Consider the following 14,778-nt stretch of genomic DNA (forward strand, 5'->3'; position numbering starts at 1 on the left):
CTACGCGAGCGTCCCGACGCCGATGAGGCGCCAGCGCGCGCCGACGCGTCGGTTGATCGCGATCTGGGCGCCCTCCTCGGCGCAGACCGGTCGCTTGAGGCTCACCTCGCACTCGCCGTCGCGCGCGCTCGTCACGGCGCCGACCGTCGTCGCCGTGCCGACCGTGAGCATCAGCGGCTCGCCGGTGCTGATCTCCTCGATATCGCTCTCGCCGCTCTCGTCGTCCTCCTTGCCGACGACGCGGTCGAGGAGGTCGACTTTCATCTCGAACTCCTCGCGGGTCGGCGGGAGCGTCCCCGGCTCGCCCGCGACCTGCCCGGCGAGGGCGTCGCCCTTCGTCAGGCTCGGGTCGAGTCCCGTACCGACGCCGAGGAGGCCGCCGGGACGGGCGGTCTCGACGTCGTGGCTGCCGGCCTGAAGCGACCGGACGGACGTTTCGAGCGGCCGCCACTCCGTCTGTCCTCCCTCGTCGACCTCGCGGCCCGGGCGGATCTCCAGGCCGTCGCCGACCGACAGCTCGCCGCGGACCAGCGAGCCGCCGACGACGCCGCCCTTGAGATCCTCGGCGGTCGCGCCCGGGCGGTTGATGTCGAACGAGCGGGCCGCGTACATCCGGGCGCTCTCGTCCGGGTCGCGCTCCGGGGTCGGGATCTCGGACTCGACGGCGTCGATGAGGAGATCGAGGTTGACCTCCTGTTGGGCCGAGACGGGGACGATCGGCGCGTCCTCTGCGACAGTCCCCTCGACGAACTCCTGGATCTGCTCGTAGTTGTCGACGGCGCGGTCGCGGTCGACGAGGTCGACCTTGTTCTGCGCGATGACGATGTTCTCGATCCCGATGAGATCGAGCGCCATCAGGTGTTCTTCCGTCTGGGCCTGCGGGACGTCCTCGGTCGCGCTCACGACGAGGACCGCCCCGTCCATGATCGAGGCGCCCGAGAGCATCGTCGCCATCAGCGTCTCGTGGCCCGGCGCGTCGACGAACGACACCGTCCGGACCGGCTCGCTCTCGGAGCCGTCCTCGCACTCCTCGTCGACGGTGTAACACTCGGGCGCGTCGACGCCGGGACAGCGGCGGAACGTCGCGTCCGCATATCCCAGCCGTATCGAGATGCCGCGTTTCATCTCCTCGCTGTGCTGGTCGGTCCACGAGCCGGACAACGCCTGTACCAGCGTGGTCTTCCCGTGGTCGACGTGACCGACGAGACCGATGTTCACCTCCGGTTGTGTGTTGGCTTCAGTCACTGTTGGACCTCCTAACGGAGTAGTCTTGTGCGAATTTCGCCCCGTGCGAGTGATAAAGTTGCTGTTATAGCCGCGAGAGACCCCCGCGTGCGAGCCGACGAGGAACCATTTGGTCCCCCAATGCGGTGCGGTGGCGTGTGCCGGTGAGCGCCGCACCGCGGCGCGAACCGCACGCGCGAGGGAGTCGCTGGCTCCCGGAGCGAAGCGGAGGGTGCCAGCGACGAGGCTGGGGAGGCGTGAGGTGCGGTGCTGTGCCGTGCGGGGCGGGGCTCAAAGGGGCAGTCGCGAGGCGGGCGCAGGCGACGTAAGTAGCGTGGCACTACGCGCCACGGAAAGCCGGCGGCGGAGCCGCCGGCGACACCGCAGGAACGAGCGAAGCGAGTGACGAGGAGCGCAGCGAGCGTGCGCCCGCCTCGCGACTGGGGCTTTGGTGGTGTTCGCCGTCGATCTACTGTCAACCATTTATAAGCGATCGGCTGGGGCTTTGGCGGTGTTCGCCGCCGGTTCGTCAGAACCGCTTATAAATAACCATCGTCGGCCTCGGTTTCGTTCGACGCCGATTTACGCCTCACGCGTCAACTCGGAGCTATAATGGGATACGCGTGCCCCGTCTGCGACACCCCGCAGCGCGACGGCGAACACCTCGCGCACCACCTCGCGTTCACGGCGATGCTTCACGGCGACGACCACGAGTCGTGGCTCGACGACCGCGTCCCCGACTGGAGCGACCGGGAACCTGCGGAACTCGCGGCCGAGGTGACGCCCCACGCCGACGACGCCGAGTACAACGAGGTGTTCGAGGACACCGTCGCCCGCGGGCGCCCGAACGTCGGGATGGGGTCGGGAGGGGCGTCACCGGGCCATGACCACGATCACGATCACGGTCACGCCCGCGGCGACGGGCCGGAGTCCTCCCCCGGAGCCGGCGTCCCGGATCCCGACGCGGTCGACGATCCGGCCGTCGCGGAGGCGATCCGCGAGGCGCGAGAGCTGACCCGAGAGGCGGCCGCGGACGACGCCGGTCCGGAAGCTGACGCCGGTCCGGAAGACGACGACGCCGACGGCGACGAGGACTCCGACTCCGAAGCGGACGATCCCGACCGCGACGCGTAGCGGAACGCCCTTGCCCGCCCCCGGTCAACTCCGGGTATGGAGACCAGAGGCACGTTCGCCCCCGAGACGCGGGCCGAGGCGCTCGAACGGTACGAGGAGATCGGTCCGGTCGCGCAGGTGGTCGTCCGCGAGGCGACCAAGGCGATGTCGTTCGACGCCGACGAGTACGACGAGCGGGTCACGCCCGAGGTGATCCGGACCGCCCGCGACGCGACGTTCGCCGAGCTGCTCGCGGTCCACGTCGGCGAGTCGGGCGAGTTCGACGAGTGGCTCGCGGACAGCGAGTTCGACGACGAGGACGTGGTGCGGATCGGCTCCGACAACGTCGACAACGTCGTCTGGCACCCGGTCCCCTTCGCGGACACCGTGATCGCAGCGACGTACCAGGACGAACCGGACGCGGCCGCCAGCACCCTCCGACGAAACGCCTTCGGGCGCGTGTACCGCGAGGAGTTCTACGAGTCCGGCCGGTAGCCGACGCGTTCAGCCGACACGGTCGATCCCTTTACAGTCTCACCGCGGACCGCAGCGCGGCCGCTCTCCGGGACGAACGAAACCGCAAAATCGGACCGCGAGCGTCGCTGTCGGCGACGCGGTGGGTAGCTCGACGCCTTACAGGCGACCGACGTTCTCGACCGCGACGGACTCGACCTCTTCGACCTGGGAGAACGCCTCCTCGACGGCCTCCGTGCCGCCCGCCCCGTCGGGGACGATGACGGTCGGGAGGAGCGCGACCAGCCCGAACGCGACGTCGTCGCGCTCGAAGCCGCGGATCTTGGCGCCCTCGGGGAGGACCTCTTCGAGGCGGTCCTGGAGGTCGTCGAGGTCGACGTCGGGGCTGTTCGGCATGACCTTGATCTTGGCGGCGACGTCGCCCATCTTACGGCCCCCGGAAGCCGCAGTCGTGGCACTCGTAGAGGTTGCTCTGCTTCCGGCACTTCGAACACCGGTAGATAGTGGCGCCGCAATCCGGACAGGAGAACTGCGCGGCGTTCATGCCGGACACCTGGATCCCACAGGAGACGCACTGCGGGGTACCTTGAGAGTCGCTCTGGCTCATACATCTACTCACCGGCCGCGACTTTTAACCGTTGTTCTTTCCGCCGGGACGACCCGTGCGCCCCGATACCGCACCTCTCGGCGGGCGAGCGGCCGGTCGTCGTCGTCGGCACCGCCGCCTCCGTTCACCCGACGATCAGCGGCCCGATCAGCACGCCCATCAGGTGGACGCGCCGCGCGCCGACCCGCGGCGGGACGAGTCCTAGGGCGCCGGCGACGAGGAGGAGGCCGACGCCGAACGCCCCGGCGAACGCGTACGAGAGGAGCGCGAGCAGCCCCAACACGCCGAGCGACAGTCGGGTGTAGTCGGCGTTGCCGACGACCCGGAGGTACGGGTCGCCGAGCAGCACGACCAGCGCGAACCCGAAGCACGCGGCGGTCGCGGCCGCGACGAGCAGTATCGGTAGCGCGAACGGGACGCCGGCCCGATCGATCGCGACGGTCACGCCCGTGCGCGGCGTCCCGAGCGCGACCAGCGCGAACAGTGCGAATATCGTGTTCGCCGTGCTCGCGCCGCTCGTCGCCACGACGAACCCGCGGTCGGCCGAGGCGCGCGGCACCGCGGGCATCGCGGCCACGGCGGCGATGGCGGCCGACACGCCCGGTACGTACCCGACCACCGCGCCGGCGAGTGAGCCGGCGCCCGCGCTCGTCCCGAGGTCGCGCGCGTTCATCGCGATCCGGGGATCCGCCTGCGGCGGAACGCCCTCGCCGCCGAGCGCGTCGACGAGGACCGGGACGCCGAACAGCCCGGCGAACAGCGGCGCGAGGACGCCGCCGGTCGACAGCGGCGCCGCGGGGTCGGCGTCGAGCGTCGCCAGCCCGAGCAGGGCGCTCGCGAGGAACGCGACCAGCCCGCCGACGGCGGCCCGCCGTGACGACTCCGTGAGCACGAGCAGGGCGACGACGCCCCCGAGCAGCAGCGGCAGGTGCGCGCGCAGCGTCGGGTACCACCGCACCATGAGCCAGGTGATCGGCACCGCCAGCGGGACCGCGAGCGCGACCGCCAGCCCGGAGCCGACCGCGGAGAGGCGGACCGCCTCCCGGCCGCGCCCCGCGATCACCAACCGATGACCCGGGAGCGCGGCGACCGCCGTCGCGGCGTCCGGCACGCCGAGCGCGAGCGCGGGGACGATGTCGAGGAACGAGTGGACGACGCCGGCGCCGAGCATCGCCACGCCGACGAACAGCGGATCCGCCGGCACCGACGGGGCGAACCCGGCCAGAAGCAGCGCGAAGTTGTTGGCGTGGAGTCCGGGGACCAGCCCGCTCGCGGTCCCGAGCGCGATCCCGCCGAGCAGGAACGCGAGCGCGCCCGCGGCGAACGTCGGGTCGACCACCGGCCGCACGAGCGCGTCCATCGAAGCGAGATGGCCGCGGCTCCGGACTTAACGTGTCGGGCGGTCGCGACGGTCAGCAGAATCAGCGCCGATTCGAATCCGATCGATTAGGCGTGCTGTGCCGCCTGCGCCTTCTTCTGGGTGACGTAGCCGGCGATCCGGTTGCGGACGCCCTTCGACTCGACGGTCGTCAGGGCCGTGACGCTCTCCTTGTTCGTCTCGAAGTCGGTGTTGAACGAGTCGGGATACCGCTCCAGCAGGGCGTTCCCGAGCTGTTTGATGTACTTGGGTTTGATGGCCATACCGAGCGGTACCGGCGGCCCGAACTAAAAGGGTTCGTTCCGCCGCGAACGGCCGCGAGGCGCGGTCCCGGCGGCTCGGACCCGGTTGAGACTCCGCCGGTGTCCCCTCAGGACCGGTCGCGCTCCCGCCAGCCGGTCGCCTCGTCGATCCGCGTGAACGCCTCGCGCTCGGCCGGCCCGCCGCAGCGCTCGACCACGTCGGCGAAGTACTCCAGCCGCTCCACCAGCTCCCCGGCGTCGAACGCCGGCACGTCCAGCCGCGAGGCGGCCACCGTGGCGTCGACGACCGCGCCGAACCCCCGGTTCACCGTCGGTACTCGCTCGCTCACGACCGCCGACTCGACCGGCGACAGCTCCCACGTCCGAATCGTGGTGTCCCCCTCGGTCTCGGCCGCGACCTCCTCGGCGCACACTTCGACCCACGCGTCGGCGCTCGGCAGGACCGGTTCGTCGACCTCTCGAACCGTGAGCGCCGCGTCGACGAACGTCCGCGGGTCGACGGTGAACTGGACCACGCCGCCCGCGCGCTCGGCGAAGTTCCGCCACGTGCGGGTGCGCCCGTAGGTGCGCGCGGTGACCGGTCCCTCGGGGTCGTCCGGCGCGTGAAGCCCCAGCGCCGCGACGTTCCACCGGTCGTTCGGACCGCGCGTCGTCACGACGGACTCGGTGACGCCCCGGAGCGGTACCGGCCAGCCGTCGGGTGCGACGCCGAGGTGCTCCTCTCGCTCGTCGCTCACGGCGCCACCTCCGCGCCGCGCCGGAGCGCGACGAACAGCGCCGCGCAGGTGAGGTCGGCGGTCGTCCCGGGGTTTACCCCCTCGGCGACGAACGCGTCCGCCAGCGACTCCGCGGCGTCGAGGTCTGCGTCGTGGACGGCGTCGGCGTCGACCGCGGTAACGTCGCCGATCGGGGCGTTCGGGTCCTTCTCGTCCGGTTCCAGAATCTCCCTCGCCCGAGCGCTCGCCTCGCGGGCCGTCTCGGTCCCCCGCGTCGACGCGACGAGCGTGTCCGGCTCCGCCGCGAGCAGTCCCAGAAACGCCCGCGCGGCCCGGTCCGAGAGCGGTCCCTCGTCCGTCAGAATCCACTCGGCCGCGCGGAACGTCCGCGGGAATCCCTTGGTCCACTCCTGCGCGTTGCGGTCGGGGACGCGGTCCGGGTCCGCGGGATCCGCGGACAGCGCCAGCACGTCGCGCAGGGTCGTCTCGCGCCCGCGGAGCGCGGGCTCGGCGTCGCTCCCGCGGCGCACGTCGAGGTCGTCCGCGCCCGGCGGCGGGTCGTCGACCGCGACGTCGACGGACTCGAACGCGCGGTAGAACGCGACCGCGTCGTCGACCGTCGTCGCCCGACACACCGCGTCGACGCCGGCGGGAGCGAGTTCGCGGTCGGGATCGGCGGCCGCCCGCACCAGCGGGACCAACAGCAGCAGACAGCCGAACTGCGTGTTCGTGCCGGCGCGCGCGGCCATCCCACTGACTGCCCGCTCGAACGCCTCGCCGACCGCGGGGTTCCCGTCCGCAGAGTTCCCGTCCGCGGCCGTCTCCGCCGCCAGTTCGAGTCCCGGTCGAGCGCCCACGGCCCCGCCGAGGAACGACTCGAACCGCAGGTCGTCGAGGTCGCGGCGGCGGTCGACGTTCCCGGGCTTCGGCGTGCCGGCGACCTCCACAAGGAGCGCGAGCGTCGCGTCGTCGACCGGATCGGTCGCAACGGCGTCGCCCGCGCCGACCGCGTTCGCCTCCCCTCGCTCGTCGCGGCTCACGGTTTCGCCTCCGGCTCGGGATCCACTTCATCGCCGTCGCGGTCTCTCAGCGTTCCCGTCCGCCACTCCTCGATCGCGTCCGCGACGCGCGCGAGGACCGGCGGGTCCTCCGTCGGGCGCCCGACGCTCACCGCGTCCGCGCCGTGTTCCGCGTACTCGGCGACCGTCTCCCGGCCCCGGACGCCGTTGTTGGCGACGAGCGTCAGGTCCGCGAGATCGCCCGCGTCGCCGCTTTCGCGCGCCGCGTCGACCGTCGCCGAGATGTCGGCGATCACTGCCTCCGAGTCCATCGCGTCGACGTGGAGCCAGTCCGCGCCGGCCGCCGCGGCGGTCTCCGCGACCGCGACGAGGTCGACGCCGGGGACCTCCGCGCGGCCCTTCACGCTCGTCGTCGCGCCCGTCTCGGCCGCGGCGGCGACGTAGCTCGCAAGGCGGTCCGGATCGCGGAGGAGGGATTCCCCGCAGCCGACCGCGCGCAGTTCCGGCTGCCGGCAGTGGGCGTTGACCTCGCAGACCGCGCCGCGGTCGGCGCAGATTTCGGCGACCTCGCGGATCGCCTCCGGCGTCGCGCTCCGGACGTTGATCCCGGGTCGGACCGGCGCGTCCGCGAGCGCGTCGAGCTGCTCGGCGGCGAATTCGACCGGATCGGCCGGGAGGAACTCCTCGCGCCCGCGGGCGACGAGGTCGCGGGCGGCGGCGCGGCTGGCCGGGTCGAGCGCGACGCCCCCGAGGAGGGCGACGTCGACGTGCTCGGCCGCGGCGCGGGCCCACTCGGCGTCCGCGGCGCCGCTGAGGCTCGCGGCGGCGAGGAACGGAGCGTCGCCCGCGGGCGCTTCGCTCCCGTCGGCGCTCCGGCTCACTCCGCGCCCTCCCGCGGCGCCGGGTCCACCGAGTCGCCCGCGCCGGCGACCGACGCCAGTGCGCGCTCGCAGGCGCGAGCGACGCGCTCCGCGTCGTCGGCGTCGTCGATCCGCGTGTCGGTGCGCTCGACGTGGCAGTCGAGTTCGGTCGGGTCCGCGTCGTCGAGGACGAACCCGTCCGCGAAGGGATAGGACTCGGCCACGCCCGCGGTGGAGGGGTCGCGCCCGACTCCCTCCATCAGATCCGCGGCCGGCCCGGAGAACACCTCGTCGCCGACGAACGGCGAGACGGCGACCACGGGCGTCTCTCGGAGCGCGCGCTCGAACCCGGGGAGCGCGAGCATCGGCCCGAGGCTCGTCACGGGGTTCGAGGGACCGATCACGACCGGGTCGGCGAGCGCCGCCAGCACGGCGTCGGTCGCCTCGGCGTCGGCGGCGCCTCGGAACTCCACGTCGGCGACCGCCGGCTCGCCGCGGCGCGCGACCCAGTACTCCTGGAAGTGGAGCGTCTCGCCGCCCTCGGTGTGGATCAGCGTCGCGACCGGGTCGTCGGACATCGGGAGGAGGCCGACGTCGAGGTCGAACGCGTCCGCGAGGGTCCGAATCGCCTCCGTCAGCGTGTGCCCCTCGTCGAGCAGGCCCGTACGCGTGAGGTGGACCGCTCGGTCGCGGTCGCCGATCTCCATGAACTCGCCGACCCCAGAGAAGCGCCGCCAGCGGGCGATTCCACGGCCCGCGGTCTGCGCGTCGTCGTCGAGGTAGCGGGGACCCGTCTCGAGTCCGACCTCCTCGGCGAGCCGGCGCAGCTCCTCGTGGGTCGCGGTCGTGTCGCCGTCGATCCCCCACCACGTCTCGCGGTCGAGGACGCCGCCGCCCGCGAACAGCACGGTGTCGATGTCGGGGCAGACGAGGTGGCCGCCGAGCTCGATGTCGTCGCCGGTGTTGGCGACGACCGAGACCTCCGCGGGGTCCCACACGCGGGTCGCCCCGTCGAGGAGCTTCGGCGTCCCCGTGCCGCCGGCGAGGAACGTGACCATACCGGCGCAAGGCGGCGGCCGGGTTTGTATCCTCGCCTCCGCGGTCCGTTCCCTTTCGACTCCGCGGTCCGTCCCCTCTCGCCCCGCGCGGTCGGTCCCCGAGACGCGATGGATTAATGTGGGTTCTGGGCGAGTTCTCCTCGCATGGACCCCGCAGACCTCACCGCCGCCCTCTCGGTCGCGCTCGCCTCGATAGTTCTCGTCGTCGCCGCCGCGCTGATCGGACTCCTCGACGCGGTGTCACCCCTTTTCGCCGCGATCGCGGTCGCCGTCGCGGACCGGATCGCGCCGCTCGCCGCCGCGATTCCCGAGTCCGGGCCCTCAGTCGAGTCGCTCCTACTCGTCGGTCTCCCCTCCGCGCTCGCGCTCGCGACCGCCGCTCGCGGGGTCGCGAACCCGTCTCCGGCCGACGTCGCGCTCGCGACCTTCGCCGTTCCGTGCCTGCTCGTCGCCGCCGCGACGGTCGCTGTCCGATGGGTCGGCGATCCGGGCGTCCTCCTCGGCGGGCTCGTCACCTTCGCCGCCGGAGCCGTCCTCGCCGTCATCGTCGTCGCCGACGCGGCGCTGACGCTCGGGACGACCGCGCCGAGGGCCGGCTGAGCGCCTCGCGAGGAGCGGCTGAGACTCTCTGGAGGGTCGGCCGACTCACTCGCCGCGAGCGACGCTCGTCTCCATCCCCTCCGTGTTGAACGCGCTCCCGGCCTCCTCGTCGCCGAGGACGATCACGCCCGCGCCCGATCCGGTGATCTCTGCGAACTCGTCGATCGCGCGGTCCGCCGCCTTCTGGGCGCCGACACCGTCTTCGAGGTGCCCCACGGCCCGTCGCGAGAGCGTCACGCGCGCGATGTCCTCGCCGGCCCCCGTCGCGCTCGCGCCGCCGGCCTCGGTACAGAAGAACCCCGAACCGACCTGCGGCACGTCGCCGACGCGGCCGGCGAGCGCGAACGACCGGCCGCCCGTGGAGGTCACCGCCGCGAACGTCTCGCCGTCCGTCGCCACCGCGCCGACCGTGTCGTGGTCGGGTGCCTCCCCTTCGACCTCCCGCCGGCCTGATCCTCGCCCGAGCCGAACCGCGAGGCGAGCCAGTCGAGGTGCTTGCGGGGACCGCCCCGCGGCGGGTCCTCCGCCTCGTAGCGTTCCCGCTTCTCGTCGGTGAGCAGGTCGACGCCCGTCTCGACCCCGAACTCCGCCGCGAGGTCGACCGCGTGCTCGCCCGAGACGAAAATGTGCGGCGTCTCCGAGCGGACGACGCGGGCGACGCTCGCCGCGTGTTCGACGCCGGGCATCGAGCAGGCCGCGCCGACCTCGCGGTCCGAGGTCATCACGCCCGCGTCGGTGCGGACGACGCCGTCGGACTGGACCGCCCCGCCGACGCCCGCGTTGAACCGGGGATCGGACTCGAGGACGCCGACCGCGGACTCCACCGCATCGAGCGGCGTCGTGCCCTCCGCGCCGCGCGCGGCCGCCTCGTCGAGGACCGCCTGTCTCGGCTCCGGGTCGTCGGGGGCGCCGCCGGCGCCGCCGTGGACGATTATTCGCATATCGGAGGCTCCCGCGTCGGCCACATAAGCGCCCGGAAGCCGCGGCGACCGCGGGGAGTCGGTCGGTTTCCACGCGCTCGACGCCGCAAGACCTATTCCCGACGCTGGGCGAGTCGAGGGCAACCGTGACGACCGCCGATTCCGCCGGTGCCCGCGACGGGAATCCGCCGCGCCGCGCGCGCCTCGTCTCCCGGCTCCGCGCCGCGCTCCGGCACCGCCTCGGGATCGACCCGCGCGCGCTCGCCGCGTTCCGGGTTTCGCTCGGGGTCGTCCTCCTCGCCGACCTCGCGCTCCGCGCCCGGTACCTGGTCGCCTTCTACACCGATGCGGGCGTCCTCCCGCGCTCGACGCTCGCCGACGCGTACCCGCTCGGCGCCCGCCTCTCGCTTCACGCCGTTTCCGGCGACGCGTGGGTCGTCGGGACGCTGTTCCTCCTCGTGGCCGTCGCTGCCGTCGCGCTCGCGCTCGGCTACCGGACCCGCGTCGCGGCCGCGGTCTCCCTCGTCCTGCTCGCGTCGCTTCAGGCGCGGAACCCCTTCGTCCTCAACGCCGGGGACACCCTCCTCCTCTACCTGCTCGGCGCCGGCCTGCTGTGTCCGCTCGGCGCTCGCTGGTCGGTCGACGCGGTCCGGCGCCGCGGCGTCGAACCAGCGGATTCGCGAAGCGTGGGGGCGACCGACCGCGTCGCCGGTCCCGCCTCGGCGCTCCTCTTGACCCTCGTGGTCGTGGTGTACGTCTCCAACGCGGTCGAGAAGCTCCGCGGGACGGCGTGGCCCGCGGGCGAGGCGGTCGAGCGCGTCTTCCGACTCACCTACCTCCACGGCCCGCTCGGCGGACTCGTCCCCGAGTGGTCGCCCCTGCTCTCGGCGGCCACCTACGGGTGGCTCGCGCTGCTCGTCGCCTCGCCGCTGCTGATCGCGGCGGCCGGTCGGCTCCGCGCGGCGCTCGCGGGGACGCTCCTCGCGGCGCACCTCTCGATGGCATTCGCGCTCCAGATCGGCGTCTTCTCGGCGATCTCCGCGACCGCGCTGCTTCCGTTCTTCCCCCCGTTCGTCTGGGATCGAGTCGAACGCGCGGTCACCCCTGCGGCAGGCCGGCTTCGGCGCACCGCAGTCGGTCGATTCGCCCCGCGGAGTCGGAGACCCTCCGTGAGCCGATCCGGGCCGTCCGCCGGTGGGGCGCGGCCGCGGTCCCGGTCGTCGCCGCGGGCCTCCTCGTCGCACTCGTCGCGTGGAACGCGATGGCGCTCGGGTTCGTCGAGACGCCCGAGGCTGTCGCGTCGGTGTCGGACCCGACCGAGGGTGGCTGGGACATGTTCGCGCCGAACCCACCCTCGACCGACGCGCTCGTGCTGGCGACCGCGACGACCGCCGACGGCGACCGGATCGACGCTCTCTACGGCGACCGCGTCGCGCGCGACCGTCCCCCCTCCGACGCTCGCGCGTACCCCACCGCGCGCTGGCGCAAGCTCCTCACGCTGCTCGCGGACGACCCCGACCCGGACCGCGTCGACCCGCTGCTCGCGCACTTCTGCGAGCGCGCGGCGGGGTTCGCGGACGACGAGGACGGTCCGATCCGGTCCGTCACCCTGTCCGCGGTCGACGTCGACGTCTATCGCGGCGAGACGCGGGTCGACGAACTCGGGACGCGGTCGTGTTCGGGGTCGTGACCGCCGAATCTCGGCCGGCGGAACGGCCGCGTTTATCCGTCGACCGCCCGAAGCGCACGGCGTGACCGCTTCGGAACAGACTGCGTCGCCGACGAGTCCGACGCCGGTGTCGGTCCTGCTGCCGACCGTCCGCTGGACCGACGCCTGCGACGAGGTGGTCGACCAGCTCCGCGGCCCCGAGGTGTTCGGCAGTGAGGAGGGCGAAGAGGGCGACGGCGATGGCGCCGACCCCGCGGCCGACGAACTGCTCGTGATCTGTGACTCCCCGGAGGACCCCGTCGCTGACCGACGGGACGACCTTCCGGAGCGCGTCCGACTCCTCGTCGCCGGCGAACCCGAGGGCTGTTCCGGGAAAGCGAACGCGATAGCGGCCGGGATGGAGATCGCCGCGAACGACCGGATCGCGTGGACCGACGACGACTTCCACCACCCCTCGGACTGGCTGGCGACGCTGGACGCCGACTACGAGTGCCGGGGTCCCACCACGGAGGTCCCGGTGTTCGTCGGCGAGGACCCCCTTGCCCGGCTGTTCGAGCCGGCGTACGTGATCGGCGGGACGCTCGCGGTGTTCGCCGCCGGCGTCGCGTGGGGCGGCGCGGTGATATTCGAGCGCGACGACCTCCGCGACGGGGAGGCGGCGTTTCTTCGAGACCTCCGGCGGACCGTCAGCGACGACGGAACGCTCACCGAGCACCTCGACGTGACCGCGGTCGACCGGACGCGGTACGTCCGGGCCGGCGGCTCGCTCCGCGGGTCGCTGGAGCGGTTCGTCCGCTTCCTGACGATCACCCGCTACCACGCCCCGCGGGCGACCGCGTTCAACGCCGTCTTCGGCGTCGTCATGGCCACGCTCTGTCTGTTGGCGCCGATCGCGGGTGTGACGCTCGTCACGGCGCTCGCGGGCGCGGCCTACGCCCGCTTCGGGATCCGGCGCGCGACGTTCCTGCTCGCGGCGCCCGGCGTCCTGATCGCGCCGCCGCTGATGGCGTACGCGTTCGCCCGCCGGACTTTCGTCTGGGGCGGTCGTCGCTACCGCTGGCGCTCGATGTTCGACGTCTCGGTCGAACCGGTCTGAGTCCGGGACGCCGCGGGCCGTCGCCGAATTAGATCGGGTCGAAAACCGGCAAACGCTGCGAGCGCGACGCTCCCGCCGAAAACGGCAGGCACTTTAGGCCGCCACAAAAATCTTCGAACGTTCATGAGCTACGATAAGGTCGACGTCCCCGACGACGGCGAAGCCATCACGCTCGCCGACGAGGAGACCGGCGAGCTGAACGTTCCGTCCAACCCGATCATCCCGATCATCCACGGCGACGGAATCGGCACCGACGTCGGACCGGCCGCACAGAAGGTACTTGACGCCGCGGCCGAGGCCACGGGCCGCTCCATCGCGTGGATGCGCGTCTACGCGGGCTCGTCCGCCCGTGAGATGTACGACGAGAACCTCCCCGAGGACACCGTCTCCGCCATCCGCGACCACCGCGTCGCGATCGAGGGCCCGCTGACGACCCCCGTCGGCGCCGGGTTCCGCTCGCTCAACGTCGCGCTCCGCAAGACGCTCGACCTTTACGCGAACGTCCGCCCGACCTACTACATCGACGGCGTCCCGTCGCCGGTGAAGAACCCCGAGGAGATGGACATGGTCACCTTCCGGGAGAACACCGAGGACGTCTACGCCGGCATCGAGTGGGAGGCCGGCACCGACGAGTCCGAGCAGGTACGCGACTTCCTCGAACAGGACATGGACGTCCCGGACGTCATCCACGACGGCCCGGTCGGCATCGGCGTCAAGCCCATCTCCGAGTTCGGTTCGAAGCGCCTCATCCGCGAGGCGGTCGACTACGCGCTCGCGAACGACCGCGACTCGGTCACGCTCGTCCACAAGGGGAACATCATGAAGTTCACCGAGGGCGCGTTCCGCGACTGGGGCTACGAGGTCGCCGAGGAGGAGTACGGCGACGACGTCATCACCGAGGACCAGCTCTGGGAGGAGCACGACGGCGAGCGCCCCGAGGGCACCCTCGTCGTCAAGGACCGCATCGCGGACAACATGCTCCAGCAGCTGCTGACCCGCACCGACGAGTACTCCGTCATCGCGACGATGAACCTCAACGGCGACTACATGTCCGACGCCGCCGGCGCGCAGATCGGCGGTCTCGGCATCGCGCCCGGCATCAACCGCGGCCACGGTCGCTGTCTCGCCGAGCCGGTCCACGGCTCCGCGCCCAAGTACGCCGGCGAGGACAAGGTGAACCCCACCGCGATGATCCTCTCCGGCCGCGAGATGCTCGATTACCTCGGCTGGGACGACGCCGCCGACCTCGTGCGCGATGCCGTCGAGGAAACCATCTCCTCGGGCAAGGTCACCTACGACCTCCACCGGCAGATCGAGGGCGGCGAGAAGCTCGCGACGAGCGAGTTCGCGGACGCCGTCGTCGAGAACATCGACGAACTGGCGTAAGACTCGGCTGGCGGCGTCGACGTCGCGGTCGACGATTTCTCCTATTCTTTCTTCGATCGCGAGCGCGAGAGCCGTCTTTACGCGCGACTTGCTGTTGACCGCCGATCGGTTAACGAGACCACCAAAGCCCCAGCCGCTCGGCTGTACGTAAACGATGACTCTGCGGTGAACACCGCCAAAGCCCCAGCCGGGAGGCGGGCGCACACTCGTTGCGCTCCTCGCTCAGTCGCTACCGCTCCTTCGCTGTGGTGCTTACGTCGCCTACGGCGGCCTCCCGGCTGCCCCTTTGAGTCCCGCCCCCCGCGACCGCCCCGCGCCTCACGCCTCCCCAGCCTCGTCAGTCGCCCTCGCTCCGCTTCGGGCGACTGACTCCCTCGCACGCGCTGACTCGCGGC

At 72.3% G+C, this 14,778-nt stretch carries 15 protein-coding genes and 2 pseudogenes; 7 read left to right on the plus strand and 10 right to left on the minus strand.

Annotation, left to right across the window (positions count from 1 at the left end; translation table 11 throughout):
• On the minus strand, nucleotides 1–1,245 hold the full coding sequence (locus ACODNG_RS11065) for a translation initiation factor IF-2 subunit gamma (protein WP_434521354.1): 1,245 nt from the start codon (nucleotides 1,243–1,245) through the stop codon (nucleotides 1–3).
• A gap of 591 nt (nucleotides 1,246–1,836) precedes the next feature.
• Here ACODNG_RS11065 and ACODNG_RS11070 point away from each other — a divergent pair.
• Complete coding sequence (locus tag ACODNG_RS11070) at nucleotides 1,837–2,358, plus strand: DUF5810 domain-containing protein (RefSeq protein ID WP_434521355.1); 522 nt, start codon at nucleotides 1,837–1,839, stop codon at nucleotides 2,356–2,358.
• A gap of 36 nt (nucleotides 2,359–2,394) precedes the next feature.
• Nucleotides 2,395–2,832, plus strand: a complete 438-nt coding sequence (locus ACODNG_RS11075; RefSeq protein ID WP_434521356.1) for a DUF5809 family protein — start codon at nucleotides 2,395–2,397, stop codon at nucleotides 2,830–2,832.
• A gap of 138 nt (nucleotides 2,833–2,970) precedes the next feature.
• Here the strand turns inward: ACODNG_RS11075 and ACODNG_RS11080 are convergent, their stop codons facing one another.
• From ACODNG_RS11080 to cofD, 8 genes are all read right to left on the minus strand, one after another.
• The gene (locus ACODNG_RS11080; RefSeq protein ID WP_004597304.1) at nucleotides 2,971–3,237 is read right to left on the minus strand and encodes an elongation factor 1-beta; all 267 of its coding nucleotides are present in this window, start codon (nucleotides 3,235–3,237) and stop codon (nucleotides 2,971–2,973) included.
• A gap of 1 nt (nucleotide 3,238) precedes the next feature.
• On the minus strand, nucleotides 3,239–3,418 hold the full coding sequence (locus tag ACODNG_RS11085) for an HVO_2753 family zinc finger protein (RefSeq protein WP_128909087.1): 180 nt from the start codon (nucleotides 3,416–3,418) through the stop codon (nucleotides 3,239–3,241).
• A gap of 124 nt (nucleotides 3,419–3,542) precedes the next feature.
• Nucleotides 3,543–4,778, minus strand: a complete 1,236-nt coding sequence (locus ACODNG_RS11090; RefSeq protein ID WP_434521357.1) for a tripartite tricarboxylate transporter permease — start codon at nucleotides 4,776–4,778, stop codon at nucleotides 3,543–3,545.
• Between the two features lie 86 nt (nucleotides 4,779–4,864).
• Nucleotides 4,865–5,059: a 30S ribosomal protein S17e gene (locus tag ACODNG_RS11095; protein ID WP_209545637.1), complete on the minus strand. Its 195-nt coding sequence runs from the start codon at nucleotides 5,057–5,059 to the stop codon at nucleotides 4,865–4,867.
• A gap of 107 nt (nucleotides 5,060–5,166) precedes the next feature.
• Nucleotides 5,167–5,796: a DUF447 domain-containing protein gene (locus ACODNG_RS11100; RefSeq protein ID WP_434521358.1), complete on the minus strand. Its 630-nt coding sequence runs from the start codon at nucleotides 5,794–5,796 to the stop codon at nucleotides 5,167–5,169.
• The gene (locus ACODNG_RS11105; protein WP_434521359.1) at nucleotides 5,793–6,815 is read right to left on the minus strand and encodes a triphosphoribosyl-dephospho-CoA synthase; all 1,023 of its coding nucleotides are present in this window, start codon (nucleotides 6,813–6,815) and stop codon (nucleotides 5,793–5,795) included. Before ACODNG_RS11105 ends, ACODNG_RS11100 begins: the two co-directional genes overlap by 4 nt.
• Nucleotides 6,812–7,675, minus strand: a complete 864-nt coding sequence (locus ACODNG_RS11110) for a tRNA-dihydrouridine synthase (protein WP_434521360.1) — start codon at nucleotides 7,673–7,675, stop codon at nucleotides 6,812–6,814. The genes ACODNG_RS11105 and ACODNG_RS11110 overlap by 4 nt, the downstream gene beginning before the upstream one ends.
• Nucleotides 7,672–8,712 (minus strand): 2-phospho-L-lactate transferase, encoded by a 1,041-nt coding sequence (gene cofD, locus ACODNG_RS11115; RefSeq protein ID WP_434521361.1) that lies wholly within the window; start codon nucleotides 8,710–8,712, stop codon nucleotides 7,672–7,674. The genes ACODNG_RS11110 and cofD overlap by 4 nt, the downstream gene beginning before the upstream one ends.
• Before the next feature lie 144 nt (nucleotides 8,713–8,856).
• Here cofD and ACODNG_RS11120 point away from each other — a divergent pair, with 144 nt between their 5' ends.
• The gene (locus ACODNG_RS11120) at nucleotides 8,857–9,312 is read left to right on the plus strand and encodes a hypothetical protein (RefSeq protein ID WP_434521362.1); all 456 of its coding nucleotides are present in this window, start codon (nucleotides 8,857–8,859) and stop codon (nucleotides 9,310–9,312) included.
• Nucleotides 9,313–9,357: 45 nt separating this feature from the next.
• Here ACODNG_RS11120 and ACODNG_RS11125 read toward each other — a convergent pair.
• Nucleotides 9,358–10,253, minus strand: a pseudogene (locus ACODNG_RS11125) (isoaspartyl peptidase/L-asparaginase).
• A 125-nt stretch (nucleotides 10,254–10,378) separates the two neighbouring features.
• Between ACODNG_RS11125 and ACODNG_RS11130 the strand changes: the two are divergent.
• The 4 genes and pseudogenes from ACODNG_RS11130 to icd all read left to right on the plus strand — a co-directional run.
• A pseudogene (locus ACODNG_RS11130) lies at nucleotides 10,379–11,239 on the plus strand (HTTM domain-containing protein); the annotation flags it as partial.
• A 254-nt stretch (nucleotides 11,240–11,493) separates the two neighbouring features.
• Nucleotides 11,494–11,922, plus strand: a complete 429-nt coding sequence (locus tag ACODNG_RS11135; protein WP_434523114.1) for a hypothetical protein — start codon at nucleotides 11,494–11,496, stop codon at nucleotides 11,920–11,922.
• Nucleotides 11,923–11,983: 61 nt separating this feature from the next.
• Complete coding sequence (locus ACODNG_RS11140) at nucleotides 11,984–12,997, plus strand: glycosyltransferase (protein ID WP_434523091.1); 1,014 nt, start codon at nucleotides 11,984–11,986, stop codon at nucleotides 12,995–12,997.
• 123 nt (nucleotides 12,998–13,120) lie between these two features.
• Entirely contained in the window at nucleotides 13,121–14,383 is a 1,263-nt protein-coding gene (icd, locus tag ACODNG_RS11145) for an isocitrate dehydrogenase (NADP(+)) (RefSeq protein WP_434521363.1), read from the plus strand.
• Nucleotides 14,384–14,778 lie beyond the last annotated feature (395 nt).

Source organism: Halorubrum sp. AS12, assembly GCF_051122765.1.
Lineage (GTDB): Archaea > Halobacteriota > Halobacteria > Halobacteriales > Haloferacaceae > Halorubrum > Halorubrum trapanicum.

Coding starts and splice junctions, on each gene's coding strand:
- ACODNG_RS11070 (WP_434521355.1), top strand. CDS start 1,837: ATGGGATACGCGTGCCCCGTCTGCGACACCCCGCAGCGCGACGGCGAA.
- ACODNG_RS11075 (WP_434521356.1), top strand. CDS start 2,395: ATGGAGACCAGAGGCACGTTCGCCCCCGAGACGCGGGCCGAGGCGCTC.
- ACODNG_RS11080 (WP_004597304.1), bottom strand. CDS start 3,237: ATGGGCGACGTCGCCGCCAAGATCAAGGTCATGCCGAACAGCCCCGAC.
- ACODNG_RS11085 (WP_128909087.1), bottom strand. CDS start 3,418: ATGAGCCAGAGCGACTCTCAAGGTACCCCGCAGTGCGTCTCCTGTGGG.
- ACODNG_RS11090 (WP_434521357.1), bottom strand. CDS start 4,778: ATGGACGCGCTCGTGCGGCCGGTGGTCGACCCGACGTTCGCCGCGGGC.
- ACODNG_RS11095 (WP_209545637.1), bottom strand. CDS start 5,059: ATGGCCATCAAACCCAAGTACATCAAACAGCTCGGGAACGCCCTGCTG.
- cofD (WP_434521361.1), bottom strand. CDS start 8,712: ATGGTCACGTTCCTCGCCGGCGGCACGGGGACGCCGAAGCTCCTCGAC.
- ACODNG_RS11120 (WP_434521362.1), top strand. CDS start 8,857: ATGGACCCCGCAGACCTCACCGCCGCCCTCTCGGTCGCGCTCGCCTCG.
- ACODNG_RS11135 (WP_434523114.1), top strand. CDS start 11,494: ATGGCGCTCGGGTTCGTCGAGACGCCCGAGGCTGTCGCGTCGGTGTCG.
- icd (WP_434521363.1), top strand. CDS start 13,121: ATGAGCTACGATAAGGTCGACGTCCCCGACGACGGCGAAGCCATCACG.